The sequence below is a fragment of the Demequina flava genome (genome assembly GCF_000975035.1).
Lineage (GTDB): Bacteria > Actinomycetota > Actinomycetes > Actinomycetales > Demequinaceae > Demequina > Demequina flava.
In genome coordinates, this window is the sequence record NZ_BBRA01000001.1 from 286,683 (window position 1) to 309,293 (window position 22,611).

Sequence of the window (22,611 nt, forward strand, 5' to 3'; positions counted from 1 at the left end):
TGCTTCTCCCGCCATTGTGCCCCCGATTATGGTGAATGCCGCGCCCACCAGGTGTGACATCGTGGGAACCATGAAGATTCTGCTGATCGGCCAGGGCCATGTCGGAACCGCTGCGCTTACGTCACTCGCGCCTCACCATGAGGTGATTGTCGCGAGCCGCTCCACGGAGCCGTCCGTGGACATCACGGACGCGGGATCCGTCCGCGCGCTGTTTGAGGCGGTGGGCGAGGTCGACGCTGTCGTCGTCACGGTCGGCAAGGTGCCCTTCGCGCCGCTCGAGGAGCTTGGCGTCGAGGCATTCGCGAGTGCGTTCGCCGGCAAGGTCGCGTCCCAGATCGAGGTGGTGCGTACCGGGCTGCCGTTCGTGCGCGACGGCGGCTCGTTCACTCTCACGTCTGGTGTGCTCGCCCGCGAACCCATTCGCACGGGTGCGGCTGCGTCGCTCGCGAACGGCGCGCTCGAGGCCTACGTCCTCGCAGCCGCCCCCGAGATGCCGCGCGGCGTCCGTCTCAACATCGTCAGCCCCTCGGTGCTGGAGTCCTCCCCCGGCCACCACGCAGCATTCGCGGGCTTCCCGCCCGTGAGCGATGAGGCCGTGGGCCACGCCTACCGTCGCGCGGTTGAGGGCATCCAGACCGGTCGCACGCACACAGTCGACTAAGCCACTACGCGGGGAGCGCCACGTCTGCAAAGAGCGGCGCCTCACGTCCTTTCCACACCGGACGCAGCCCCACCTGGAGCGCGCGCGGCTGCGGGTCGTGCCAGTTCAGTCCGTGCCGCTCGGCGATCGCGGCGACGACGTATGTGGCGGTCGCCGCGCGCGTGTGCTTGGCCTGGCAGCGCCACACCGGGCCCGAGGCGCTCGTGCGCGCGGGCCACTTCCACGGGCTGGACCGGGGCAGTTCGATTCCGCGCGTGGAGACGCGCTCGGGCCACACCTCGAGAAGGTCGGCCATGAAGGCCGCTACCGCGGGCGTGGGAGGAGCCACCTCATCCATGAGGTGCTCGCAGGCAAGGCCGTAGAAATCACGGATCGCCTCATCGCGATCGGAGGGCGCAGGGCCTTCCCAGACATGCAGTACGTGTCCCATACCGTTGGACGGTAGGGATTGACGCCTGAGAAAACTCTCAGATTGCCCCAAATGTGGACAAACAACGTCAAATCAACCGTTTCGACATCGTCGTTCTCACTATTGAGCCTGGAAAATCACCTGTCGACGTACCCTGAGGGCATGGCCGACCCTTCCGCACGCGAGCTCCGCTTAGTCCTGTGGATCGCCATCCTGGCCTCGTTCGTCTCCTTCCTCGACGGCACGGTCGTCAACGTCGCCCTGCCCGCGATTGAGAACGACCTTGGCGGCGGGATCACGACCCAGCAGTGGACAGTGGACGCGTACCTGATCACGCTCGGCTCGCTGATCTTGGTCGCTGGTGCCGTCTCCGACGCGTTCGGACGGATCCGAGTCTTGCGGTGGGGCCTCATCGGCTTTGGCCTCACCTCCGTGGCCATCGCGCTCGCACCCACTGCCGAGTTCCTCATCGGCGCGCGCCTAGCCCAAGGCGTCGCCGGGGCCCTCTTGGTGCCGTCCTCCCTCGCGCTCATTACCTCGAACTACTCGGGCCCCTCTCAAGGAAAGGCCATCGGCACGTGGACCGCGGCCACCTCGGGGGCAATGGTCGCCGGACCGGTCATCGGCGGCCTCTTCGTCGACCTCGCGTCCTGGCGCTGGGTGTTCCTCATCAACGTGGTGCCCATCGGGATCTGCGTGTGGCTGCTGACTCGCCTCGAGCAGCGCGACGTCCGCCACCCGGAAGCGCACGTCGACATTCTCTCCGCGCTGCTGTGCGCCGGAGGCCTCGCCGGGATGGTCTACGCGCTCATCGAACAACCGCACCTGGGCTGGTCCGACCCCGAAGTGTGGGTAACGGGCCTGGCTGGCACCGCGGCATTCGTCGCCTTCATCTGGCGCCAGGCAGTCGTCGCCCGGCCGATGCTGCCGCTCAGTTTGTTCGCCCGCCGCAATTTTGCGTGGGGCAACCTGGCAACTTTCCTGATCTACGGCGCACTGTCGCTCAACGGGTTTGTGCTCACCGTCTACCTGCAGGAAGGCGCAGGGTTCTCCGCCACAGCCGCGGGACTTGCCAGCCTGCCGCTCACACTCATGATGATCGCCCTGTCCTCTCGCGTGGGCGCGCTGTCGGGCAAGTACGGACCGCGCCTCTTCATGACGGTAGGCCCGCTCCTGATGGGCGCCGGCTCGCTGATGCTGCTGGCCGTGGGTGGCACCGTGAACTACTGGACCCAGGTACTTCCTGGCATCACCGTCTTTGGACTCGGGCTCACCCTCATGGTGTCGCCCCTCACCTCCGCGATCCTGTCTGCAGCGCCGCGCGAGCGCGCCGGCATCGCCTCAGCCACCAACAACGCGATCTCCCGCGTGGCCGGACTCATCGCCGTCGCGATGGTGGGCGCCGTGGTTGGCGGAACCCTCGACCTCGACGGGTTCCACCAGGCGATGATCGTGATCGCCGCATTGATGGTCGCCGGCGGCGTGGTCTCGTGGCTCGGAATCCGCAACCCGAGTACGGAGCCTGAGCCAGCATCGGCCCCTACGTCCTAAACGACTGTCTGAGCGCGGACGTACGCTGAGGGCATGTCATATCCGCAGACCTACCGTCCCTACCGCGCGAAGTCGTTGCCGATCGCCTACATCCTGTGGTTCTTCCTCGGGATCTTCGGCGTCCATCACTTCTATCTGGGCAAGGTCGGACGCGGACTGCTGTACCTGTTTACGGCGGGTATCTTCGGCATCGGCTGGATTGTGGATCTCTTCACGCTCCCCGCGCAGACCCGTCAGGTCAATACGCAGCGCGCGCTGGGCTTCTAACCGCGTTCCGTACACTTGAGCCCATGTGCTCACCGATTGCCTGCGACACCTGCCACAAGACCACCTGGACCGGCTGCGGCCTGCACGTCGAGGAAGCGCTGGCTGGCGTTCCCGACGACAAGCGCTGCACCTGCGCCGCGTAACGTCAGCGGCGGTTCACAATGGCGGCGTTCATACGCCGTCGAGCAGCTCGACTCCCCACGCCTTCTTCTCATTGGGCGTGTAGAAGGCGGTCCAGCCCTCGTACTCTCCGCCGTGGTCAGCGGCGATCTGCTCGCCAACGTCGATGGTCTCGCGAAGAACATCCGGCACCAACGCCACGTCTTGGCGCACGAGCAGGATTCCCCACTCCTCGACCCCGTGACTCGGCGGGACCAACTGCCCCGCAGCGCCCGAGGCCGCGAGCGCCTTTGCCGCTGAGCGGGCGCCGTCCTCCTTCACGAAGGACACTGATACTTCGAGGTTGCGCTCCGCAGTAGGGTCGGCGCCTCGCGCGAGGAACGCCTCCCAGCGCTCAGCGTCATCCGACCACAGCTGATACGGCTCCACACGGCGGCGCTTGCGTCCGAACAATCCCATGTGCCCAACTTAGTCTGACGCGAGCGATGTATATCTCACCGCGTCGCATCGATTCGATCACGCGCCCACGCACCGCCCACGCGCACCACGTTGATGGCCAGTGGCAACTGGTGCGAGGCGCTCTCGAGGATATGCATGAGGTATCCGCCTGTGTTGATAAAGGCCGCGATGTCGCCGCGCGCCACGCCGTTGGGAAAACGCAGGCGCCGTCGCAGGATCAGTTCGTCCTCCACACAGTACGCCCCCACGAGAAACGCCTCGACGGGCTCACTGGGCTCGCCCGCGCTAGCTGGCCGAACCCATCGCGGGTCGAGTAGGAAATCCGCAGACGTCGAGCGGACTTGAGTGCGGTTCATGTGCAAACCCACCAACGGAACCGCATCGCTCGTGGCTTTGCGGAACGCGACCTTGGCCAACGTCATTCCGCACCCGTCCAAGACCGACCTGCCGGGTTCGCACCGCAGTTCGAGCTCGCGAGCGACAAAATCTTGCGCAATCAACGCACCATCGACGCCCGGTGCGCGCAGCACTTCGCGTAGCCACTCACCTCGCACAGGTGCCTGCCAATACGGGTAGAGCTGGCTTGAGGGCCGGGCCGCCGCCGGATCCGTCAGCCCCAAGTTGTCTCCACGCCATGTCAGGGCTCCCCCGGTGTCCTCCGCCAGCGCGTCCCAGAAAGAGGTCCACTGCGTCCGGTGCGCCAGGTAGCTCATCGGTATACCGCCGCCCATGTCGATGAAGGCCACGGGGTGGCCAGCATCACGAAGACGGTCGACCCACGGCAATGCCTCGCGGAGAACCACGGCGCGCTCGTCGGAGCTGTAGGCGTTGAGATGGAAATGGATGCCCTCGACGTTCACTGTGCCGCTTTCGGTGCCCGTGAGAGCGCTGTCCCACTGGCCCGTGGTTAACCCAAAGCGGGTGGGCGGAATCGATGGGTCGGAGGATGCGAGGCGGAGCGCAAGCCGTGCTGGGGTGCCTCCGGCCGATGCGGCGTGAGAGACATCCTCCAGCTCGTCCAGATTGTCGACGCTCACGACGGCGCCAGATTCGAGTGCGAGCTCGATCAACGCGTGCGACTTCACCGCAGCCGTCACGATGAGGTCCCGGCCGCGTACTCCTGCGTCAAGACACTGCTGCAGTTCGGCAAACGAGGCAACGTCGACACCCAACCCCGCCTCCCGCGCCGCGTCAACCAGTCCAAGTGCCTTGTTGGCCTTGCTTGCGACGTAAACGCTGAGGCGCACGCCCTCGTCTTGGGCTGCGCGCGTGAGTTCCGCGGCGTTGCGGGCCAGCGGAGAAAAGTCGAGGACATTCACCGGAGACCCATGTTCCTCAATCAAAGACTCACACGTCTCCGGGTCTGCAAGAAGGTCTTCCATCCATGGCTCGGTCCGGGGCACGAGCGGGAGAACACCCTCACATGCCGGAGATTCCAGGTCAGCCATTTGCGCCTACCGTTGCGTGGCGTTCGGCCGTGGAATCCACCTCGTGCGTCCAGTCACTTGCCGTGGACACTGCCCACCGACGCGAGTCTTGGTGGAGTCGCCGCTGAAGGGAGTCGTGTCCAATGACCGGGTCTTCGGTGGGGCGCCCCAGTGAGGCAAGTCCGCCCACAGCGTCACCCTGTGCATCGACGCATGTCCCATCCGGCATGGTCAGCACACCACGTTCGCCAGCACGCACGGATACCAGGCCGTCGGCAAGGAGACCGGCCCAAGGTTCCGTGTCCGCCACGCGTTCCGTGGGTGCCGAGTCCCCAAGCGTGTCGCCGGCGATGACCCCTGGCCCACGCGTGTAGGCGTTCACGATGGTGCAGGCGGGATCCTCGACGTTGAGGTCCGCTGGGCGAACCACACACAACAGTCCTGCATCGCGAAGCGCGACGAGGCGGTTGAAAGTCTCCAACGGCGGCCCAAACGCCCACCGTTCTAAGGTCGCTGCTCGGGTACGCCACCGTGACCACAACGGGTTTTTCCGAGGCGCGCGCTCCAGCGAACGCACCACGTCCGCGTAGCCGGCTGCCCAAGCACGTCCCCACCACCACGCAGGGTCCTCATCGACTTCTCCCGTAGCGCGCGCCAGGTCCCGGTGCCAGCGCAGGTCGGGGCGAGTCTGGGCAGAGCCCGCGTGCCCCACACGGGACCACAATTCGTCTCGCCGCACCGTGACACCAGAAACCTTGGCGGCCGCGATCGCGGCATCGGCCAGCACCTCCCACCACGCATCATCGGCAGTGGCACCACGCTCCCAACGGGATGTCTCCTCGCGGACAGCCTGCGTCAGATCGGCGGACTGCGTCACGGGTTTAGGCAGCATCGTCTCCCCCGTGCGCGAAACCATTGTGACCTTCGACGGCTCCATCCCTGAAGGCACGTACCGATTCCCAGCGGGGGCGTCAGGATTGGATTCCCAGGTACCGCCGCGTCCCACCGTCAGGTCCATGACCACATCGAAGGCCGTCAGCGCTGCCCCGTGGATCACGACCGGCTCGCTAGGGGCGGGACCCCGAGTCGGATCCGTCAACGCACTGTGATCGAGGCCGATGCCACCTGCATGCCCCGTCGCGAGCAAGACCCGTGCGGAACGCTCGGAGATGCTCGCTCTACCGTGGTCCGTGCTCGTCTCGCAGACCCATCCTGCGCCGTCCCTCCGCACGGAAGTTACCCTCGCACGCCAGTGAATAATTTCCAGGCGCGGCGACTGACACAAGTGCTCAAAGCTCCACGAAAGATAGCGGCCCACGTCAGCGCGCGACGGGAAAGTGACCTCGTCACCCCCACTCCACTGGTGGTACGTCCATGGCACGGATGGGCTGGTCGCATCGACGATTGCCGCATCTACGTTCATCATCAGATGCGACGGCTGGGATGGATCCCATACTGCACCGGCTCCTGGGACTCCCGGCTCGAGGACCGTCACGCGGAGCGGCCGCGCCGGCAGTTGGGAACTGCGCGCCAACTCCTCGTCCAAGTCCGCCAAGGCGTACAGCGCGCGCGGGCCACCGCCCACCACGACCAGATCGCTGTACCGGCCCGGCGCGCTTTCCGTCATGCTTGCTCCACGAACGGATTTGGAGTGGCAGTACCCGCAAGGACATGCTCCGCATCTGGGATTTCCGAGCGGACCCACGCGTCGTTATACACCGTCGGCAAGTACGCACTGCCTCCATCGTGGACCAGCATCGCGACGGACGTGCCCCGGGCCAAAGACGGTAGATCGCGTCCAATCGCAGCGACGATAGCGCCCGTTGAGGCTCCCGCGAGAATCCCCTCGCGCCGTGCCAACAGACGGCACCCTCGGATCATGTCGGCTTCACTGACTCGATGAACCACGCTGGGGTGGGCCTCATGTGACAGGTCAGTCTCAAACCCTGCGCCCAGTCCAGGAAGCTTGCGCTCGCCCATCGAACCGCCAAATAGAGCTGACCCCTCAGCGTCGACCCCCACTAGGCGCGTGCTCCAGCCCGCAGATTCGATCGCCTGCTGGCACCCGAGGAGCGTCCCGGTCGTGCTCATCGCTACATACAAATGGTCGGGAGGCGCACCTAACGATGCCACGAGTTCCGGCATCGTCGTCGTCGCGTGCGCGGACGGATTTGCCAGGCTTCCATATTGGTTGGTGGTCACTGCACCTGGAATCTCGGCGAGCAACTGCTGGACGCGTTCAACGCGGGCGCGGAGCCGGTTACCGTCCGCCGGGGTCTTCACCTCATCGACCCGCGCACCAAAGGCCTCCATGGTCCTCGTGGCAGCGCCGTTAGCGCGCTCGTCCACCACCGCGATGAAGGTGTAGCCACGTAACGTGCATTGGCGAGCAAGCGCCATTCCGAGATTGCCTGACGTGGACTCGACAACGGTGCCGCCAGGCAGCAGAGCGCCACTGTGCACAAGTTCGTCAAGGAGGAAACGCGCGGTGCGTTCCTTTGTGCTCCCTGACAACTGGAGTTGGTCGAGCTTGGCGTGAAGCCGTGCCCCACTACCCGGAAAGAGCCTCTCAAGCTGACTCGCCGGGGTCGGCAGGTGGCTGCCGTGGATAGAAACACTCGGCATCTGCAGAGTCTGAGTCGTATCACCTAACGTCATCGGTATTGCCCTCCCTTAGATCTCCCTGTTGCAGGGACCGTCACTGGGTCAAGCTCTGTGCACTCCGCGAGGGTCCACATGAAGAGCAAACCACCACGGGCTCACAGTAATTCCACAGGTAGATTGGCGATCGGCCGTCTCACGGTTGCGGCAGGCCGCAAGAAAGTGACCTTGGTACCGGCCGATGCTGGGGCGGGCTTGATAGCGTCAGGAGACCAGTCGTAGCCAAGGAGGCCCCGATGGCCGGAACGTTGATCGACACCGAGCGGCGCGAGTTTGGCGTGCACTCTGAGGTGGGCCAGCTCCACAGCGTGCTCGTGTGCTCGCCGGGCCTCGCCCATCACCGCCTGACCCCGTCAAACTCGTCGGACCTATTGTTCGACGATGTGATGTGGGTCGCGAATGCACGGCGGGATCACGACGAGTTTTGCGAGTTGTTGCGTTCACGCGAGATCGAAGTCCTCGAACTCACGCAACTTCTGACGGAGACGATGGAGATCCCGCATGCGCGCTCATGGCTGCTGGACCGCAAGGTCACTGCCAACGAGGTGGGCGTGGGTCTGATCGACGACGTGCGCGCGTTCCTCGACTCCCTGGAATCGCGGGCGTTGGCGCAGTTCATCCTGGGCGGGTTGTCGACGACCGACCTTCCACGCGGGTTTGCCCCTCCCACCGTCGAGTTGGTGCGCGAGGAGTCCGGCATGCGCGACTACCTCCTGCCTCCCCTGCCCAACACGCTGTACACCCGAGACACGACCAGTTGGATCTACGGCGGCGTCACGCTTAATCCGTTGTACTGGCCCGCACGCCACGCGGAGACGCTCGTCATGAAGGCCGTTTACACCTTCCACCCGTTCTTTGCCGATCAGGTCACGACCTGGTGGGGCGACCCGGAAATGGACCACGGGCTGGCCACGCTTGAGGGCGGCGACGTGATGCCGATCGGCTCCGGCACGGTGGTGATCGGCATGTCCGAGCGCTCAAGTCGACAGGCCATCACCCAGGTTGCGACGGAGTTGTTTGCTCGCGGCGCCGCGGAGCGGGTCATCGTCGCGAAGCTTCCGCGCATGCGTTCCGCGATGCACCTGGACACGGTCTTCACTCTGGCGGACCGCGATCTGGCCACGGTGTTCCCTGCCGTCGTCGACGACATCGAGACCTACTCGATCCGCGAGGCACCCACCCCGCTTGGGCTCGATGTTCAGCGCGAGGACCGGCCGTTCATCGAGGTCGTCGGAGAAGCCATGGGACTCAAGAAACTCCACGTCATTGAAACCGGCGGCGACCGCTACGACGTGGAGCGCCAGCAGTGGGACGACGCAAACAACGTGCTCGCCCTCGAACCCGGCGTCGTGGTCGCCTATGACCGCAACGTAGCGACCAACACGGCGCTGCGAGCCGCGGGCATCGAGGTACTCGAGATTGTCGGGGCCGAGCTCGGCCGCGGGCGCGGTGGCGCGCACTGCATGACGCAGCCGCTTGTACGCGACCCCTAAGCGCCGCGTACGCTCGCGACCATGCTCCACCTTCAGAACGTCACGTACCTCACCACCGATCAGGACGCGGCCAAGGCCTTCTTCGTTGACGCGCTCGGATTCGAGGTGCGCCAGGATGAGCAGATCACGCCCCAATGGCGACGCATCGTCGTAGGACCACGCGGCGACGGCACCGGGTTTGTGCTTGCGCTGACCTCCGGGGACCAGCAACCCGGCAGCCTCGCGAGCACCGACGTCATGTACTTCCTCGCCACTGACGACTTCGCCGCCGACCACGCCCACATGCTGGGCCAAGGCGTCACCTTCCTCGAACAGCCCCGGCACGAGCCGTACGGCACCGTCGCGGTCTTCGAGGACTTCCAGGGCGTCCGCTGGGATCTGATTCAACCCCGCAACGCCTCCTAGCCAAGCGCGCCCCACGCCCTGGCGACCGTCAGATCGGTAGCCTTCGAAGCATCGGCCCTGAGGAGGTGACATGCCTGCATCCACTGCACCCGAGCGCCCCACGTCAGGCGTCATCGACCGCGGCCTTTCGCGCCTGACGGAACCGCGCACAGGCCGTCCTCGAGCGCCGCGAATTCTCGAATTCAGCTTCTCAGGCGTGGGACTTGTCACCGGCCTGTACTTCTTCTCTTTGTCGCTCACGCCCTCACTGCTTCCGCGCACAGGCATCACCCAAGGCATCAACTCCGGCGTGACCTTCATGGTTGGTTACGCGCTCGGTGTCGCGGCGTTCGCCATTGCACGGTTCCTCACTGTGCCCACTGCTCGCGGGAAGGTCCGGTTCGTGCTGCTCGGCCTTGCGCTGATCATCATCGGGGTCCAAACAGCGTTTGCGGTGTGGGCGTACGTGGGATGGCAGAACGCGACGCGACTGAGCTTCGGGATGGAGCCACTGTCGCCGTGGGTATGGCCCGTGATCCTCATTGCCGGCGTCGCCACCGGCGCCCTGCTGCTCATCATTGGGCGCTCTCTGCGCACCCTGTTTCGCTGGGCGGACGACCTCGCGGACCGTTTCCTCCCGCGCCGTCTCGCAGTGACTGTGGTCGCGATAGTACTGGGTGGATTGTTGTGGTGGGTCGCCTCTGGTGCGTTCGTCAACGCGTTCTTCACGGTGTCGAACTGGGCGTTCTCTGGCCGGGACCTGGCCACGAACCCGGGCGTGGAGGCGCCAGTAACGCCCACCTTGTCCGGCTCTGCTGAGTCGCTCGTGGAGTTCGACGATCTGGGCCGCCAGGGCCGCTCCTTCGTTGCCACCGGACCGACAGCTGCGGATATCGATGCGGCGAACATCGACCGCGGCGAAGGCGACAGCGGGTCGGGCGCCATCGAGCCTGTGCGCGCCTATGTGGGATTGCGTAGCGCTGAGACGCTTGAAGAGCGGGCGGAACTCTTACTGGATGAATTGATCCGGGCCGATGCTTTCTCACGTGAGGTGCTCGTGGTCGCCACCACAACAGGGACTGGTTTCCTTGCGCCTCACGGCGTGGACTCGCTCGAATACCTGTGGAATGGCGACACGGCGATCGCGGGCATGCAGTACTCCTACCTGCCCAGTTGGATCTCGCTGTTGGCCGACCAGGACGTTGTCGAAGAAACCTCGCGGGTCACGTTCCGTACCATCCATGACTACTGGTCGACCCTGCCAGACTCCGATCGCCCGGAGCTCTATCTGTATGGACTCTCGCTCGGCACCACGGGCGTGGAGGCTGTGCTGTCCAGCGTCGACATCCTCAATGAGCCGATCGACGGCGCACTCATGGTGGGTCCCCCGTTCCTCAACGAAATGCACTACGAGATCACGGAAGAACGCGACGTCGGCTCCCCCGCCTCGCTGCCCATATTTAACGACGGACGCACGGTGCGCCTCGCGGACGAGCAGGGGATCTCGGAGAGCAACGGGCCGCTGTGGGGAGACACTCGCGTTGTATACCTCCAGCACGGCTCCGATCCCGTGGTGTTTTTCAACCAGCACCTCGCGTGGGAGTCCCCGGACTGGCTACGACCCGACGAGCGCGCGCCTGATGTGTCCTCCACGATGGCCTGGTACCCGCTGGTCACGATGTGGCAGGTACTCCTGGACCTTCCAGCAGCTGGGTCCGTTCCCGATGGGTTCGGGCACCTCTACACGGTCACGGCGAACCTGCAGGCGTGGGCGGAAACCACCAATTCTCCACTCGAAGGCACTGCGCTGGACTCGCTCGCGAACCACCTCGAGGACCGCTCGGACATGCTGGAGCAGCAAGCGCAGACTGCGCCGTAGCCCCCGGTCGCTAGCGTGCGCGAGCGGCTAGAGATTACCTGCAGAAAATTCACATACGAATGTGTACGCTATTGAGAAGCGGGGGCGCGGGCCGGTCGCGGGAGATTCGCTGAGGGACCTCTCCGCCGGCCGTTCCCGGCAGTAATCTAGGCCCCGGGTGTAGTGGTTCCGACCGAACGCCCGGACTCTGTCTCTCCGAGCTCCGAGAACATCTCGCCATTCAGGCCGAACGCGAGTTTGGCTTCCGCGAATAACGTCTGCTCCTGCTCGTCGGCGAAGCCCAGGGAATCGACTTGCTCGCGGTACGACCGCTTGTAACGGGCAGCACTGCTGATGAGTTCAAAACGATAGAACGCGAGCTGGTCATCGGAGGCGCCGTAGTGACGCGCCACGAGCTTTGCGATCGCCTGGCCACCCGAAAGGTCGCCGAGGTAGCGCGTGTAATGGTGCGCGAGGTAGCGCGGCACATCGCTGTCCTCGATACTTTCAAGGTGATCCACGTACGCTTGCGTCGCCTTCAAGGCCGGGTGCGATCGCTCCCAATCAGTCGCACCCAGGTGCTCGAGGTCGGACACAATCGACGCGAAACGTGGAAGCGCGGGATCGGACAGAATCGCGGGGTCGCCAGGCTGAGGAGCGCGCGACTCGAGTGCCCGATACACGTACGCATACTGCGCCAGATAGATCGTGTAAGCGTCGAGGCTGAGCTCGCCGCCCATCAACTGCGAGATGAAGCTACGGCTCTCCGTGTCCTTGTGTTCTGCGGCGGTAGCCTCGCGCAAACGCGCGGCGAGGCCTTTGTCCTGCTCGGGGACGTCCATGTGCGCGATGCTAGCAAGCCCCCTGCGGCAGGCCCATCGCCCCAGGTGAAGCAGCCGTTCGCTTTCCGCGCATCGGTCATCCTCGGGAAACACTAGCCAAGTACACTGTCGCCATGTTGGATCACGCCCCCCTCTTGACCACAATGGCCTTGGGGCTGGTGTTTGCCTTCGTCTTTGGCTTCATCGCCCAGAAAATGCGGATGTCGCCGATTGTCGGCTACCTCGCAGCAGGCCTCGCCATTGGCCCCTATACGCCCGGATTCGTCGGCGACACAGAGGTCGCATACGAACTGTCCGAACTCGGCGTCATCCTCCTGATGTTCGGCGTGGGCCTGCACTTCTCCTTCAAGGACCTTCTTGCCGTGCGCAAGGTCGCGGTGCCCGGCGCAATCGTGCAGATGGTGACGGCAACCGCTCTCGGAACCGGGGTCGGGCTGTGGCTTGACTGGACGCTCGGCGCATCGCTGCTGTTTGGACTGGCACTCTCCGTCGCCTCGACGGTCGTGATGCTCCGCGCGCTCGAGGACAAGCAACTCCTCGATACCCGCGCCGGACACATCGCCGTGGGTTGGCTCATCGTCGAAGACCTCGCGATGGTCATTGCGCTAGTCCTCATCCCCGTCCTGGCTGTCGATGCGTCGGGTCCTGGCGAGATCGCCGGCGAGTTGGCATGGACGCTCGTGCGCGTCGGAATCTTCGTCGCCCTGATGCTCGTGGTGGGCCGCCGCGTGATCCCGTGGCTTCTGGCTCGGGTCGCCGACACCGGGTCGCGGGAACTGTTCACGCTGTCGATCCTCGCGATCGCCATGGGCGTCGCGCTCGGTGGCGCATGGCTGTTCGACGTGTCCTTCGCGCTGGGCGCCTTCTTCGCAGGCATGATTATGCGCGAGTCCGACCTGTCCCACCGCGCCGCGAACGATTCGCTCCCCTTGCGCGATGCCTTCTCCGTGTTGTTCTTCGTCGCTGTTGGCATGCTGGTGGACTGGCACATCATCGTCGATGCTCCCCTTGCGCTCTTCGTGACGACGCTGGTGATCGTGGTGGGCAAGTTCATCGTCGCGTTCGGCCTTGTGCGCCTCCTGAAGTACTCGCGACGCATGTCCCTCGTAGTCGCAGCATCACTCGCCCAAATCGGTGAGTTCTCCTTCATCCTCGTCACCTTGGGAGCGGACTACGACATTCTGTCGCAGGACGCCCAGGACCTGGTGCTTGGCGGCGCGATCCTGTCCATCATGATCAACCCGCTGCTATTCGCGTGGGTGTCGCGCTTCTACCGCGACGGTGCAGACCCCGAGTCCGATGAGCCCGGCGCCGGCACAGCGTCGATCCCCACGGCGGACTCCCCTCGCTCCTACGACGGAGCCGAGCACGTTATCGTCATCGGCTTTGGCCGAGTCGGCACCCGCGTCGCGACGGAGCTGTGGCAGCACGGAGTCCCCACTGTGGTGCTCGTCGACGATGAGGACGTCGTCAAGGCGCTCCGCGAAGACGGCCAGGACGCAATTCTGGGCAACGCGGTGCGCTCCAAGGTGCTCGGCGCGGCAGGACTGCCCACCGCGACCACCGTCCTCGTTGCCATCCACGACACGCTTACTGCCGGAGCGATCGTGTCGAAGGTGAAGAAGTTGAATCCGCGCGCACGCGTCATCGCACGCGGACACGGCGACACGGACGTCGAGTACCTCACCGAGCTTGGCGCGGACCGCGTCCTCGTGGGCGTGTACGAAGTCGCAGACCTCATGGCCGTCGACGTGATGACGGACGGCGAACCCTCGTAACTCTTCGCAGTAGTGCATGGGGCCCGGTCAGCAGTGCGCCGAGCGGGCTCATGCACTACTGAGGCGGCTAAGGGCGATGGGAGACGGCGAGTGGCGAGGCGGGGCGGGGATCCAGAGCGAGACGCACGAAGGCCCCCCGGGACCATCCCGGGGGGCCTTCGTCACGAAACGTGAGAGTTTGCGTTAGTCCTTGTCGCCCACGCGTTCCTTGATGATGAACGTCAGCAAGATCCAGCCCGCGAGCGCGGAAGCCAGCCAGACGATCAGCGTTCCAAGGAGCCACGCCATCGCACCATCGATGGCGAGGCCGTCGGTGATGAGCGTGGTGAGGAACAGCGCCACGAAGGTCGAGATCAGGGCAACACCGCCCTGCAGCGCCTTCGCGTAGTTGTGCGCCATCTTGAAGATGAATGGCGACAGGATGGCCTGCGCGGCAACAAAGATCACGACGGCGATGATGAAGCCATCCATCTGCATCGAGAAGCCGTCAACGACGGCCGCCGCGATGAGAAGGCCGACGACAGCTGCCAGCAGGTTGGTCAGAATATTCCACATGAATCGCACCATGGCTCTGACGCTACTGCACCGCCTGCTGGTCCGCACGGGAAATGCCTGCGACACGCCCATCATCGGACACGCCACGAGGCCCGCGCCGAAGGCAGGTATTTGGCAATAGTGTGTGTCACACACTATCGTGTAGCCCATGATCGCGCCTGACCTCGTCGCGCAACACCAACAGGAACTGCGCCGTGGGACCACCTCCTTGGCCTGCCTGGCGCTGCTGACACAGCAGTCGGACTACGGCTACAACCTGCTCTCCAGGCTCGCCGACGTCGGCCTGGCGACAGAGGCCAACACCCTCTACCCCCTGTTGCGCAGACTCGACAAACAAGGACTGCTCACCTTCGAGTGGGATACCTCAGACACCCGCCCACGGAAGGTCTACTCGACCTCGTCGGAGGGCATCGAACTACTCACACTTCTGCGTTCGGATTGGAACCGCCTCACGGACGCGCTGAACCACATGGAGACACCATGACCCTCACCGATCGCTACATTGCTGCCACGGCAGCGAAGCTTCCCGAAGATCAGCGCGCGGATGTCTCTTCAGAACTGACAGAAGCGATCGGCGACGCGATCGACGCTCACCTGGTGTCGACGCCACAGACCACGACCGAGGAAGCCGAACGCCACGTGCTGAACACGATGGGCGATCCCGAAAAGCTCGCCGCAACGTACGCGGACCGTTCGCTCTTCCTGATCGGGCCAGAGCTGTTCCTCCAGTGGAAGCGCCTCACGGTTTCGCTGCTGTGGATCGTCCTGCCGATCATCGCGATCCTCATCCCCGTAGCCGGGTACCTCGACGGCACCGGCGTGTGGGCAATCATCGGGCAGACCTGGGGCGGCACGCTCACCGTGGGCGTTTACCTGGTGTTCTGGGTCACCGTGGTTTTCGCAGCCATGGAGCGGACGGGAACCAAAGCCGCCGAGCTGTCAGAACCGTGGACGGTCGACAACCTCAAGACCCCCACCGCGACCGTCGTGATGGGAGACACCATCGGCGCCGCCGCAACCCTCGTGGTGACCGCGGTCTTCATCATCTGGCAGCAGGTCTATCCCTGGGCCCACGACGCTGCAGGCGAGGGCCTCCCGCTCATCAACCCCGGCCTGTGGACCTTCGTTCTACCCGCACTCTTGGCCGTCATGGCCATCGAACTGGTGGTGGTTATCGCCCGGCAGGTGCGGGGGCACTGGACCAGGGCCGATGCTTGGGTCACGCTGGGTCTCAATATCGCCACCACGACGGTGGTCGCGATGCCACTACTGCAGCACACGTTCCTCAACCGGGACCTGTTCACGGAGATCGGCTGGCCCGATGGCACAACGACGCTGACGCTCGAGAACATCGAGATGCTGACGCTTCTCGTCCTGGTGATCGTCGCAGTAGTAGATGTCGTCTTGGGATTCCGGAAGGCGGCGCGCGCTACTCCATCCCGCGCGTAACGCGGTTCCAGGCGTTAGTGACGGCGACGGTTTCCACGATCGCGCCGAGCTGCTTGCGCGTGAAGAACTGCCCAGCCGCGTCGCGAGCTTCGATTTCGAGGCCGCGCGGCGGGTCGGTGAGGATCTCCGCGAATCGCAGCGCCGCGGCGTCCCCCTCGGAGACAATGTCGTCGCGCATGAGCTTCACGGGGCGCGCCAGAGCAGAGATGAGTTCCGGCGACGTGCCCAGGGTCGCCAACTGCTCAGAGTGCAGGCGGATGCAGTACGAGCAGCCGTTGATGTGAGACACCCGCAACCGCACCATTTCCCGCAGGCGCGGCTTCAGTTCGCCGCCCACGGACATGTCGAAGTCTTCAAGTGCCTTGAGGAATTCTGGTCGTACCGCCGCTGTGCTCACCGGGCTGACACTAGCAATCGGGGCCGACACATTCCAGCATCCCAGGCACGTTGCGCATCCGGTCCGCCCCAATAGGCAACCTGGGTACAAATCCAGCCGAAAAGTGACCCAGCTGTCCTTCCCAGACCCGCCGCGAATCGGCCCCGATCACCGGTGGTGACCCCAGCATCGGCCCGCCGTATGCGCACGCGCGAGAGCTTGCGTGCCCGCACAGGCGCGCGACTCTGGAACAATGACCCCCATGACTGCGCGTATCCCCGACAAGGCCACCGTTGATGGACTCGAGGACCGCTGGAACGAGACGTGGGAAGCGGACGGCACGTACCGCTTCGACGCGTCGAAGTCCCGCGATGAGATCTACTCGATCGACACTCCCCCGCCGACCGTGTCCGGCTCGCTTCACGTTGGCCACGTGTTCTCCTACACGCACACCGACGTTGTCGCGCGCTTCAAGCGCATGTGCGGCCGCGAGGTGTTCTACCCGATGGGCTGGGACGACAACGGCCTGCCCACCGAGCGCCGCGTGCAGAACTACTTCGGGGTCCGATGCGATCCCACCCTCCCGTACGAGGCGGAATTTGAGCCCCCTCACGTGGGCGGCGACGGCAAGTCGATCAAGGCTGCCGACCAAAAGCCCATCGCGCGCCGTAACTTCATCGAGCTGTGCGAGCGCCTGACCGCCGAGGACGAGCAGCAGTTTGAGGCGCTGTGGCGCCACCTGGGTCTTTCCGTGGACTGGTCGCGCACCTATCAGACCATCGCGCCCACCTCTCAGGCTGTCGCGCAGCAGGCGTTCATCCGCTCGCTCAAGCGCGGCGAGGCCTACCAGGCAGAGGCTCCCACTTTGTGGGACGTCACCTTCCGCACCGCGGTTGCGCAGGCCGAGCTTGAGGACCGCGAGCGCCCCGGCGCGTACCACCGTCTGGCCTTCGAGCCCGCGGCAGACATGGAAGAGGCCACCGGCTCCTACGACTCCATCTGGATCGAGACCACGCGTCCCGAGCTCCTGCCGGCGTGTGTCGCCCTGGTCGCTCACCCCGATGACGAGCGTTACAAGCCGCTGTTCGGCAAGCACGTGCGCACCCCCATCTTTGGTGTCGAGGTGCCCGTCGTGGCTCACCGTCTTGCGTCGCCCGACAAGGGCTCCGGTATCGCGATGATCTGTACGTTCGGTGATGTCACCGACGTGATCTGGTGGCGCGAGCTGGACCTGCCGATGCGCTCGGTGCTGGGCCACGACGGCCGCATCCTCGCCGACGCCCCCGCCGGACTTGAGTCCGAGGAAGCGCTCGCAGCCTTCTCCGAACTGTCTGGCCTGACCGTGTTCTCCGCCCAGAAGCGCATCGTGGAGATGCTGCAGGAGGCGGACGTCATCGACGGCGAGCCCCGCTCCATTCAGCACCCTGTGAAGTTCTTCGAAAAGGGCGACAAGCCGCTCGAGATCGTGACCTCGCGCCAGTGGTACATCGCTAACGGTGGCCGCGACGCAACGCTGCGCAACGCTCTGCTGGAGCGCGGCGAGCAGCTCGACTTCATCCCGTCCCACATGGGCAAGCGCTACGAGAACTGGGTCAACGGCCTCACCGGCGACTGGCTGATCTCCCGCCAGCGCTTCTTTGGTGTGCCGATTCCGGTCTGGTACCCGCTGGACGCCGAGGGCGAGATTGTGTGGGACTCCCCCATCGTTCCCGCCGAGGACCAGCTCCCCGTCGACCCGTCCGCCGACGCCGCTCCCGGGTACACCGAGGACCAGCGCAACGTGCCCGGTGGCTTCACCGGCGAGAAGGACATCATGGACACGTGGGCGACGTCCTCGCTCACGCCCCAGATTGTCTGCGGATGGCGCGACGACCCCGAGCTGTACGCCAAGACGTTCCCGATGGATCTGCGCCCCCAGGGCCAGGACATCATCCGCACCTGGCTGTTCTCCACCGTGGTGCGCTCGCACCTGGAGCACCACCAGTTGCCGTGGAAGCACGCCGCGATCTCCGGCTGGATCCTGGACCCGGACCGCAAGAAGATGTCGAAGTCCAAGGGCAACGTTGTGACGCCCATGGGGCTGCTAGAGACGCATGGGTCCGATGCTGTTCGTTACTGGGCATCGTCCGCTCGCCTCGGCACGGATGCGGCCTTTGACGAGGGCCAGATGAAGATTGGCCGTCGCCTTGCGAACAAGGTGCTGAATGCGTCGAAGTTCGTGCTGGGCGCGACCGGCATTGCGACTGCGGCGAACGAGTCGCTCGCAGCTGGCGTGGCGGCGACGTCGCACGTGACGTCTGGCGTCATCAATGGCACGCACACGGGCCTGGGTGGCGGCGCCGCTGGTGACGCTCACCCCGCGGCGCTCGATGGCACCGGGTCGCTCGTCACCGAGCCGCTTGACCGCGCTCTGCTCGCGGGACTGGCCGACGTCGTCGACACCGCCACCAAGGCCTTCACCGCTTACGACCACACCCGCGCGCTCGAGCAGGCCGAGACCCTGTTCTGGACCTTCTGCGACGACTACGTCGAGCTGGTCAAGGCCCGCGCGTATGACGGTGCGGCACCTGGCGAGGAGATCGATCCTCTGGCTCCGTGCTCTGCTGGCGCTGCATCGGCCCGCGCGACGCTCGTGATCGCGCTGGAGACCTTCCTGCGCCTGTTCGCTCCGTTCCTGCCGTTCGCCACTGAGGAGGTGTGGTCGTGGTTCCGTCCCGGCACCGTCCACCGCGCCGAGTGGCCCACGTCCGGACCGCTACACGCTGTCGTGGGTGACCGCGCGGACGCGTCGCTCGTCGGCACCGCCGGTGAGGCGCTGGCCACGCTGCGCAAGATCAAGTCCGAGGCCAAGGTCTCGCAGCGCACCGAGCTCGTGTCCGTGGACCTGTTGGTGCCTGAGGCTCAGGTCGAGGCCGTCAACGCGGCCAAGGCGGACCTCATGGCTGCTGGGCGCGTGCGCGCACTCCAGGTCGTTGACGCTGTGGCTGCACTGGACCCGTCGGTGGACGGCGGCGACTCGGCGGAGATCGCCGACACCACCGTGATGCGTACCGAGAACGCGGTCCTGGCCGACTCCTAACCCCCACTCCTACCCCCGCCTTCTCCCCTGGCCGTACATACTCGGCGGGGAAAGGCACTCGCGAGCGCCCTCGCCGTCACTTTTCGACGGTGAGGGCGCCGCCGCGTGAGCGCTGGGCCATCACAGACCGCAACATCTGCCGGCACCACGCTGCCCGCTCCGTGATGTCCCAGTACGAAAACCTGACCGTCACCACTCCTTGAGCGAGCAGCGCCGCGTCGCGATTGAGGTTGCGCTGCCAGTGGCCCTGGCCCGCGTGGTACGCCGCGCCGTCGAGTTCCACCGCGATGCGCAGCTCCGGGTGGAAGAGGTCGAGCCGGTAGCGTCTGCCGCCGGCCACGATGTCGAACTGCGGCACAAACCCGCTGAACTCCACCAGGTCGAAGACATCGTTCTTTGCGTCGCGTTCAAGAACTGATTCAGCCCCGGCCTCCGCGTCCTCCACCAGTTGCTTGAGGATTGGGCGGTCCTTAATGCGCGGCATCACGGCGAACGCGCGTCGCATCCCCTCGACCGTCACGGCGCCATCCGCGAGTGCATCGAAGAACACCCCGGCCCTGGTCTCGTGATCTAGCCGACCGAAGCACTGGGCAAGCGCCATGCTGGGCTCGACCACTTCCCACCCCTCGACGAAACTCACGCGCGGCGCGTACTTCGCGTACGTCACCCGCAACCACGGTGGCGCCTGGGCGATTCGCGTGTGCCGCGGCACGACCACCGCGACGTCCCGCGGAGGTTCCGGGACCACACCGGCGATGAACAGCGCCGCCTCACCCCCGAGCGTCCCGCGGGTACCGATCCACTGGACCGCAGCATCGGCCCTAGTCCAAAAGCTCTGCGCCGCGGCTGCGTGAGCGTAGTGGCCCGGAGTCACCCGCACCAGGTCGCCGGTTGTCACTGCGTGGCGCACAGCGAAGTCGGAGGCGATCGCCGCCAGCTCTTTCCAGGTGAAGGCACGCCAGGTTGTGGCCATCACGTCGGGCAGGTCCCGCGGGGCCGGGCACGTCGGCATGCTCTTGAGTCTGTTCACATGGTCACTGTGTGGCGGATTGCCCTCGGCGGGCAGGGCCGATGCGCGCTTCCGTGGATAACGTCCCTCCCCTTGGGCGCTGGGGACGACGGCAACGCGGGTTGTCCACAGATGTGCGCCATCCGTAGCGAGTGCTCAGGTCGCGTCATTAGCGTCGCCAACCATGACATCAACAAAGATCATGACCCGTGCGGTCGCTCTCGCCGGCGTTGCCCTTCTTCTCGCAGGTTGCACTTTCGCAGGAACGGACTCCGCTACGGAGCCCAGTCCCTCGTCGGTGGCGAGTGCTCACCCAGTGTCGTCGTCAACGCCCGAGCAGTCGGAATCTCCGGCCATCGAGATCGGGAGAGACCTCGACAGCCCGCTGACTCGAAACCGTCTGCTCGCCGCGCTTCCCGAAGAAACCCTCGCCCTCACGCCAGAGGCAGCTCTCGCCTTCGCGGCATTCTTCATGGACCTCGAGTACGAGATGTACGCACCGCCATACGACACAACGTTGTACGGCACCCTTTCCAGTACCGAATGCCAATATTGCGGAGCCGCACTGTCCAGCGTCGCCGACTGGGAGACGTTGGAAAGGTCGGTTGAGAAGGAACCCTGCCGCTCTGACTCCAGTGACGGATATCTCCTTGAGGAAACTGACTACCTCTGGGTCATGTACCAAGTGTGCGACTCAGGACTGTCCACGATCACACGGAGCGAGAATCACACCGAACTCGCGACCTACGCCGAGTACTGCCTCGTGACAAAAGTGATCTGGACTAACTCGCACTGGATGACAGTGGAGTCCACGCTCCACGACGTCAGGGAATGCACGCCAAGCGAGTCGTCACCCGCCAAGCCGATCAACAAGAACTGACGGCCAGGAGGCTCGCGCCGCCGAAATCCCGCCGAGTATGTACGGCCAGGGCTAGAAGGCTCAGGCGTCAGAACACGCCTTAGGCGGCGCCTTCTTCTTGCTCCTCGCGAGCCTCGTAGGCGGGCAGCACGCGGTCCATGACGACCTCGCGCGTCACGCGCACTCGAGCCACATCCTCGCGGCCGGGGACCTCGAACATCGTCTCCTGGAGGACTTCCTCCATGATGGCGCGAAGACCGCGCGCTCCGGTGCCACGTTCGAGTGCCTGCTCCGCAATCGCCTCGATCGCGCCGCGGTCAAACTCAAGCTGCACGCCGTCGAGGTCGAACATCCGCTGATACTGCTTGACCAGCGCGTTCTTGGGCTCAGTCAGAATCGACACCATGGCGTCGACGTCGAGCGGACGCACGGTCGCGGTGACAGGCAGACGCCCAATGAATTCGGGAATCAGCCCAAACTTGTGGAGGTCGGCAGGGGTGACCTGCTCGAAGAGGTCGGAGTTGTCGGCCTCCTTGAGCTGAGCGCCAAAGCCGATGCCCTTGCGTCCCACGCGTGACGAGATGATCTCCTCGAGGCCAGCGAACGCACCACCCAGGATGAACAACACGTTGGACGTGTCGATCTGGATGAACTCCTGGTGCGGGTGCTTGCGTCCACCCTGCGGCGGCACGGAGGCCTGCGAACCTTCGATGATCTTGAGCAGCGCCTGCTGCACACCCTCACCGGACACGTCGCGCGTGATGGACGGGTTCTCCGCCTTGCGGGCAACCTTGTCGATCTCGTCGATGTAGATGATGCCGCGCTGGGCCTTCTCGACGTCGTAGTCGGCTGCCTGCAGGAGCTTCAGCAGGATGTTCTCGACATCCTCACCGACGTAGCCGGCTTCCGTCAGCGCAGTGGCGTCAGCGATGGCGAAGGGCACGTTGAGCATGCGTGCCAGGGTCTGCGCGAGGTACGTCTTTCCGGTTCCGGTGGGACCGATGAACAGCACGTTCGACTTCGCGATGTCGACGGTGTCCTCGCCGGCCTTGGCTGCGGTCTCTCCCGCACGCACGCGCTTGTAGTGGTTGTACACCGCAACGGACAGGGCGCGCTTGGCGGCTTCCTGCCCCACGATGTACTGCCCGAGGAAGTCGAAGATCTCGCGAGGCTTGGGGAGCTCGGTCAGTTCCGCCTCCGCGGCCTCCGCGAACTCCTCCTCGATGATCTCGTTGCACAGTTCGATGCACTCATCGCAGATGTACACACCGGGGCCAGCAATGAGCTTGCGCACCTGCTTCTGGGTCTTTCCGCAGAAGGAGCACTTCAGCAGATCGCCGCTGTCGGCCGGACGGGTCATCAGGGTCTCCTCTC

General features: G+C 65.0%; 22 protein-coding genes. 12 read left to right on the top strand and 10 right to left on the bottom strand.

Features of this window, described 5'->3' with window-relative positions; all coding sequences use genetic code 11:
* Window positions 1-70: 70 nt before the first annotated feature.
* The gene (locus AOP74_RS01295) at window positions 71-661 is read left to right on the top strand and encodes a short chain dehydrogenase (RefSeq protein WP_061961863.1); all 591 of its coding nucleotides are present in this window, start codon (window positions 71-73) and stop codon (window positions 659-661) included.
* Between the two features lie 4 nt (window positions 662-665).
* Here AOP74_RS01295 and AOP74_RS01300 read toward each other — a convergent pair whose 3' ends face one another.
* A complete protein-coding gene (locus AOP74_RS01300) occupies window positions 666-1,091 on the bottom strand; it encodes a hypothetical protein (protein ID WP_061960543.1) in 426 nt (141 codons plus the stop codon).
* 141 nt (window positions 1,092-1,232) lie between these two features.
* On the opposite strand from AOP74_RS01300, the gene AOP74_RS01305 reads away from it, so the two are divergent.
* The 3 genes from AOP74_RS01305 to AOP74_RS12475 are packed head-to-tail and all read left to right on the top strand — an operon-like array spanning window position 1,233 to window position 3,031.
* Window positions 1,233-2,621 (top strand): MFS transporter, encoded by a 1,389-nt coding sequence (locus AOP74_RS01305; RefSeq protein WP_061960544.1) that lies wholly within the window; start codon window positions 1,233-1,235, stop codon window positions 2,619-2,621.
* A gap of 33 nt (window positions 2,622-2,654) precedes the next feature.
* Complete coding sequence (locus AOP74_RS01310; RefSeq protein ID WP_061960545.1) at window positions 2,655-2,888, top strand: TM2 domain-containing protein; 234 nt, start codon at window positions 2,655-2,657, stop codon at window positions 2,886-2,888.
* Between the two features lie 23 nt (window positions 2,889-2,911).
* On the top strand, window positions 2,912-3,031 hold the full coding sequence (locus AOP74_RS12475) for a DUF8730 family Cys-rich protein (RefSeq protein ID WP_500778250.1): 120 nt from the start codon (window positions 2,912-2,914) through the stop codon (window positions 3,029-3,031).
* A gap of 28 nt (window positions 3,032-3,059) precedes the next feature.
* Here the strand turns inward: AOP74_RS12475 and AOP74_RS01315 are convergent, their stop codons facing one another.
* From AOP74_RS01315 to AOP74_RS01330, 4 genes are read right to left on the bottom strand one after another with little or no spacing between them, the layout of a single operon-like run.
* The gene (locus tag AOP74_RS01315) at window positions 3,060-3,467 is read right to left on the bottom strand and encodes a ribonuclease E inhibitor RraB (protein ID WP_061960546.1); all 408 of its coding nucleotides are present in this window, start codon (window positions 3,465-3,467) and stop codon (window positions 3,060-3,062) included.
* A 35-nt stretch (window positions 3,468-3,502) separates the two neighbouring features.
* Window positions 3,503-4,915, bottom strand: coding sequence for an alanine racemase (locus tag AOP74_RS01320; RefSeq protein WP_061960547.1), 1,413 nt, complete (start codon window positions 4,913-4,915; stop codon window positions 3,503-3,505).
* Entirely contained in the window at window positions 4,908-6,521 is a 1,614-nt protein-coding gene (locus tag AOP74_RS01325) for an FAD/NAD(P)-binding protein (protein WP_061960548.1), read from the bottom strand. Before AOP74_RS01325 ends, AOP74_RS01320 begins: the two co-directional genes overlap by 8 nt.
* Window positions 6,518-7,519 (bottom strand): pyridoxal-phosphate dependent enzyme, encoded by a 1,002-nt coding sequence (locus AOP74_RS01330; RefSeq protein ID WP_061961864.1) that lies wholly within the window; start codon window positions 7,517-7,519, stop codon window positions 6,518-6,520. Before AOP74_RS01330 ends, AOP74_RS01325 begins: the two co-directional genes overlap by 4 nt.
* 272 nt (window positions 7,520-7,791) lie before the next feature.
* On the opposite strand from AOP74_RS01330, the gene AOP74_RS01335 reads away from it, so the two are divergent.
* From AOP74_RS01335 to AOP74_RS01345, 3 genes are all read left to right on the top strand, one after another.
* Complete coding sequence (locus AOP74_RS01335; protein WP_061960549.1) at window positions 7,792-9,048, top strand: arginine deiminase; 1,257 nt, start codon at window positions 7,792-7,794, stop codon at window positions 9,046-9,048.
* Between the two features lie 21 nt (window positions 9,049-9,069).
* Window positions 9,070-9,453 (top strand): VOC family protein, encoded by a 384-nt coding sequence (locus AOP74_RS01340; RefSeq protein ID WP_061960550.1) that lies wholly within the window; start codon window positions 9,070-9,072, stop codon window positions 9,451-9,453.
* Window positions 9,454-9,523: 70 nt separating this feature from the next.
* Complete coding sequence (locus AOP74_RS01345; protein WP_061960551.1) at window positions 9,524-11,311, top strand: alpha/beta hydrolase; 1,788 nt, start codon at window positions 9,524-9,526, stop codon at window positions 11,309-11,311.
* Window positions 11,312-11,457: 146 nt separating this feature from the next.
* Here AOP74_RS01345 and AOP74_RS01350 read toward each other — a convergent pair whose 3' ends face one another.
* On the bottom strand, window positions 11,458-12,132 hold the full coding sequence (locus AOP74_RS01350; RefSeq protein WP_061960552.1) for a biliverdin-producing heme oxygenase: 675 nt from the start codon (window positions 12,130-12,132) through the stop codon (window positions 11,458-11,460).
* Between the two features lie 113 nt (window positions 12,133-12,245).
* On the opposite strand from AOP74_RS01350, the gene AOP74_RS01355 reads away from it, so the two are divergent.
* Window positions 12,246-13,910 carry a cation:proton antiporter domain-containing protein gene (locus AOP74_RS01355; RefSeq protein WP_061960553.1) on the top strand — a complete coding sequence of 555 codons (1,665 nt, stop codon included), beginning with the start codon at window positions 12,246-12,248 and terminating at the stop codon, window positions 13,908-13,910.
* A 183-nt stretch (window positions 13,911-14,093) separates the two neighbouring features.
* Here AOP74_RS01355 and AOP74_RS01360 read toward each other — a convergent pair whose 3' ends face one another.
* A complete protein-coding gene (locus AOP74_RS01360) occupies window positions 14,094-14,477 on the bottom strand; it encodes a phage holin family protein (protein WP_061960554.1) in 384 nt (127 codons plus the stop codon).
* A gap of 136 nt (window positions 14,478-14,613) precedes the next feature.
* On the opposite strand from AOP74_RS01360, the gene AOP74_RS01365 reads away from it, so the two are divergent.
* Window positions 14,614-14,949 (top strand): PadR family transcriptional regulator, encoded by a 336-nt coding sequence (locus tag AOP74_RS01365; RefSeq protein ID WP_061960555.1) that lies wholly within the window; start codon window positions 14,614-14,616, stop codon window positions 14,947-14,949.
* The gene (locus AOP74_RS01370; RefSeq protein ID WP_061960556.1) at window positions 14,946-15,914 is read left to right on the top strand and encodes a hypothetical protein; all 969 of its coding nucleotides are present in this window, start codon (window positions 14,946-14,948) and stop codon (window positions 15,912-15,914) included. Before AOP74_RS01365 ends, AOP74_RS01370 begins: the two co-directional genes overlap by 4 nt.
* Here the strand turns inward: AOP74_RS01370 and AOP74_RS01375 are convergent.
* Window positions 15,895-16,311 carry a carboxymuconolactone decarboxylase family protein gene (locus AOP74_RS01375; RefSeq protein ID WP_061960557.1) on the bottom strand — a complete coding sequence of 139 codons (417 nt, stop codon included), beginning with the start codon at window positions 16,309-16,311 and terminating at the stop codon, window positions 15,895-15,897. The two genes, AOP74_RS01370 and AOP74_RS01375, sit on opposite strands and share 20 nt — an antisense overlap.
* Window positions 16,312-16,552: 241 nt before the next feature.
* Between AOP74_RS01375 and valS the strand changes: the two genes are divergently transcribed.
* The gene (gene valS, locus AOP74_RS01380) at window positions 16,553-19,369 is read left to right on the top strand and encodes a valine--tRNA ligase (protein WP_082095928.1); all 2,817 of its coding nucleotides are present in this window, start codon (window positions 16,553-16,555) and stop codon (window positions 19,367-19,369) included.
* A gap of 76 nt (window positions 19,370-19,445) precedes the next feature.
* On the opposite strand, the gene AOP74_RS01385 is transcribed toward valS, so the two are convergent.
* Entirely contained in the window at window positions 19,446-20,381 is a 936-nt protein-coding gene (locus tag AOP74_RS01385; protein WP_061960558.1) for a PDDEXK family nuclease, read from the bottom strand.
* 181 nt (window positions 20,382-20,562) lie between these two features.
* Here AOP74_RS01385 and AOP74_RS01390 point away from each other — a divergent pair, with 181 nt between their 5' ends.
* A complete protein-coding gene (locus tag AOP74_RS01390; protein WP_152649119.1) occupies window positions 20,563-21,258 on the top strand; it encodes a hypothetical protein in 696 nt (231 codons plus the stop codon).
* A gap of 79 nt (window positions 21,259-21,337) precedes the next feature.
* Here the strand turns inward: AOP74_RS01390 and clpX are convergent, their stop codons facing one another.
* On the bottom strand, window positions 21,338-22,597 hold the full coding sequence (clpX, locus tag AOP74_RS01395) for an ATP-dependent Clp protease ATP-binding subunit ClpX (RefSeq protein WP_061960560.1): 1,260 nt from the start codon (window positions 22,595-22,597) through the stop codon (window positions 21,338-21,340).
* Window positions 22,598-22,611 lie beyond the last annotated feature (14 nt).

What these genes read in the sequence shown, in the direction of transcription:
- AOP74_RS01295 (WP_061961863.1), top strand. Translation starts at nt 71, where the DNA reads ATGAAGATTCTGCTGATCGGCCAGGGCCATGTCGGAACCGCTGCGCTT.
- AOP74_RS01300 (WP_061960543.1), bottom strand. Translation starts at nt 1,091, where the DNA reads ATGGGACACGTACTGCATGTCTGGGAAGGCCCTGCGCCCTCCGATCGC.
- AOP74_RS01305 (WP_061960544.1), top strand. Translation starts at nt 1,233, where the DNA reads ATGGCCGACCCTTCCGCACGCGAGCTCCGCTTAGTCCTGTGGATCGCC.
- AOP74_RS01310 (WP_061960545.1), top strand. Translation starts at nt 2,655, where the DNA reads ATGTCATATCCGCAGACCTACCGTCCCTACCGCGCGAAGTCGTTGCCG.
- AOP74_RS12475 (WP_500778250.1), top strand. Translation starts at nt 2,912, where the DNA reads ATGTGCTCACCGATTGCCTGCGACACCTGCCACAAGACCACCTGGACC.
- AOP74_RS01315 (WP_061960546.1), bottom strand. Translation starts at nt 3,467, where the DNA reads ATGGGATTGTTCGGACGCAAGCGCCGCCGTGTGGAGCCGTATCAGCTG.
- AOP74_RS01320 (WP_061960547.1), bottom strand. Translation starts at nt 4,915, where the DNA reads ATGGCTGACCTGGAATCTCCGGCATGTGAGGGTGTTCTCCCGCTCGTG.
- AOP74_RS01325 (WP_061960548.1), bottom strand. Translation starts at nt 6,521, where the DNA reads ATGACGGAAAGCGCGCCGGGCCGGTACAGCGATCTGGTCGTGGTGGGC.
- AOP74_RS01330 (WP_061961864.1), bottom strand. Translation starts at nt 7,519, where the DNA reads ATGCCGAGTGTTTCTATCCACGGCAGCCACCTGCCGACCCCGGCGAGT.
- AOP74_RS01335 (WP_061960549.1), top strand. Translation starts at nt 7,792, where the DNA reads ATGGCCGGAACGTTGATCGACACCGAGCGGCGCGAGTTTGGCGTGCAC.
- AOP74_RS01340 (WP_061960550.1), top strand. Translation starts at nt 9,070, where the DNA reads ATGCTCCACCTTCAGAACGTCACGTACCTCACCACCGATCAGGACGCG.
- AOP74_RS01345 (WP_061960551.1), top strand. Translation starts at nt 9,524, where the DNA reads ATGCCTGCATCCACTGCACCCGAGCGCCCCACGTCAGGCGTCATCGAC.
- AOP74_RS01350 (WP_061960552.1), bottom strand. Translation starts at nt 12,132, where the DNA reads ATGGACGTCCCCGAGCAGGACAAAGGCCTCGCCGCGCGTTTGCGCGAG.
- AOP74_RS01355 (WP_061960553.1), top strand. Translation starts at nt 12,246, where the DNA reads ATGTTGGATCACGCCCCCCTCTTGACCACAATGGCCTTGGGGCTGGTG.
- AOP74_RS01360 (WP_061960554.1), bottom strand. Translation starts at nt 14,477, where the DNA reads ATGGTGCGATTCATGTGGAATATTCTGACCAACCTGCTGGCAGCTGTC.
- AOP74_RS01365 (WP_061960555.1), top strand. Translation starts at nt 14,614, where the DNA reads ATGATCGCGCCTGACCTCGTCGCGCAACACCAACAGGAACTGCGCCGT.
- AOP74_RS01370 (WP_061960556.1), top strand. Translation starts at nt 14,946, where the DNA reads ATGACCCTCACCGATCGCTACATTGCTGCCACGGCAGCGAAGCTTCCC.
- valS (WP_082095928.1), top strand. Translation starts at nt 16,553, where the DNA reads ATGACTGCGCGTATCCCCGACAAGGCCACCGTTGATGGACTCGAGGAC.
- AOP74_RS01385 (WP_061960558.1), bottom strand. Translation starts at nt 20,381, where the DNA reads ATGCCGACGTGCCCGGCCCCGCGGGACCTGCCCGACGTGATGGCCACA.
- AOP74_RS01390 (WP_152649119.1), top strand. Translation starts at nt 20,563, where the DNA reads ATGACATCAACAAAGATCATGACCCGTGCGGTCGCTCTCGCCGGCGTT.
- clpX (WP_061960560.1), bottom strand. Translation starts at nt 22,597, where the DNA reads ATGACCCGTCCGGCCGACAGCGGCGATCTGCTGAAGTGCTCCTTCTGC.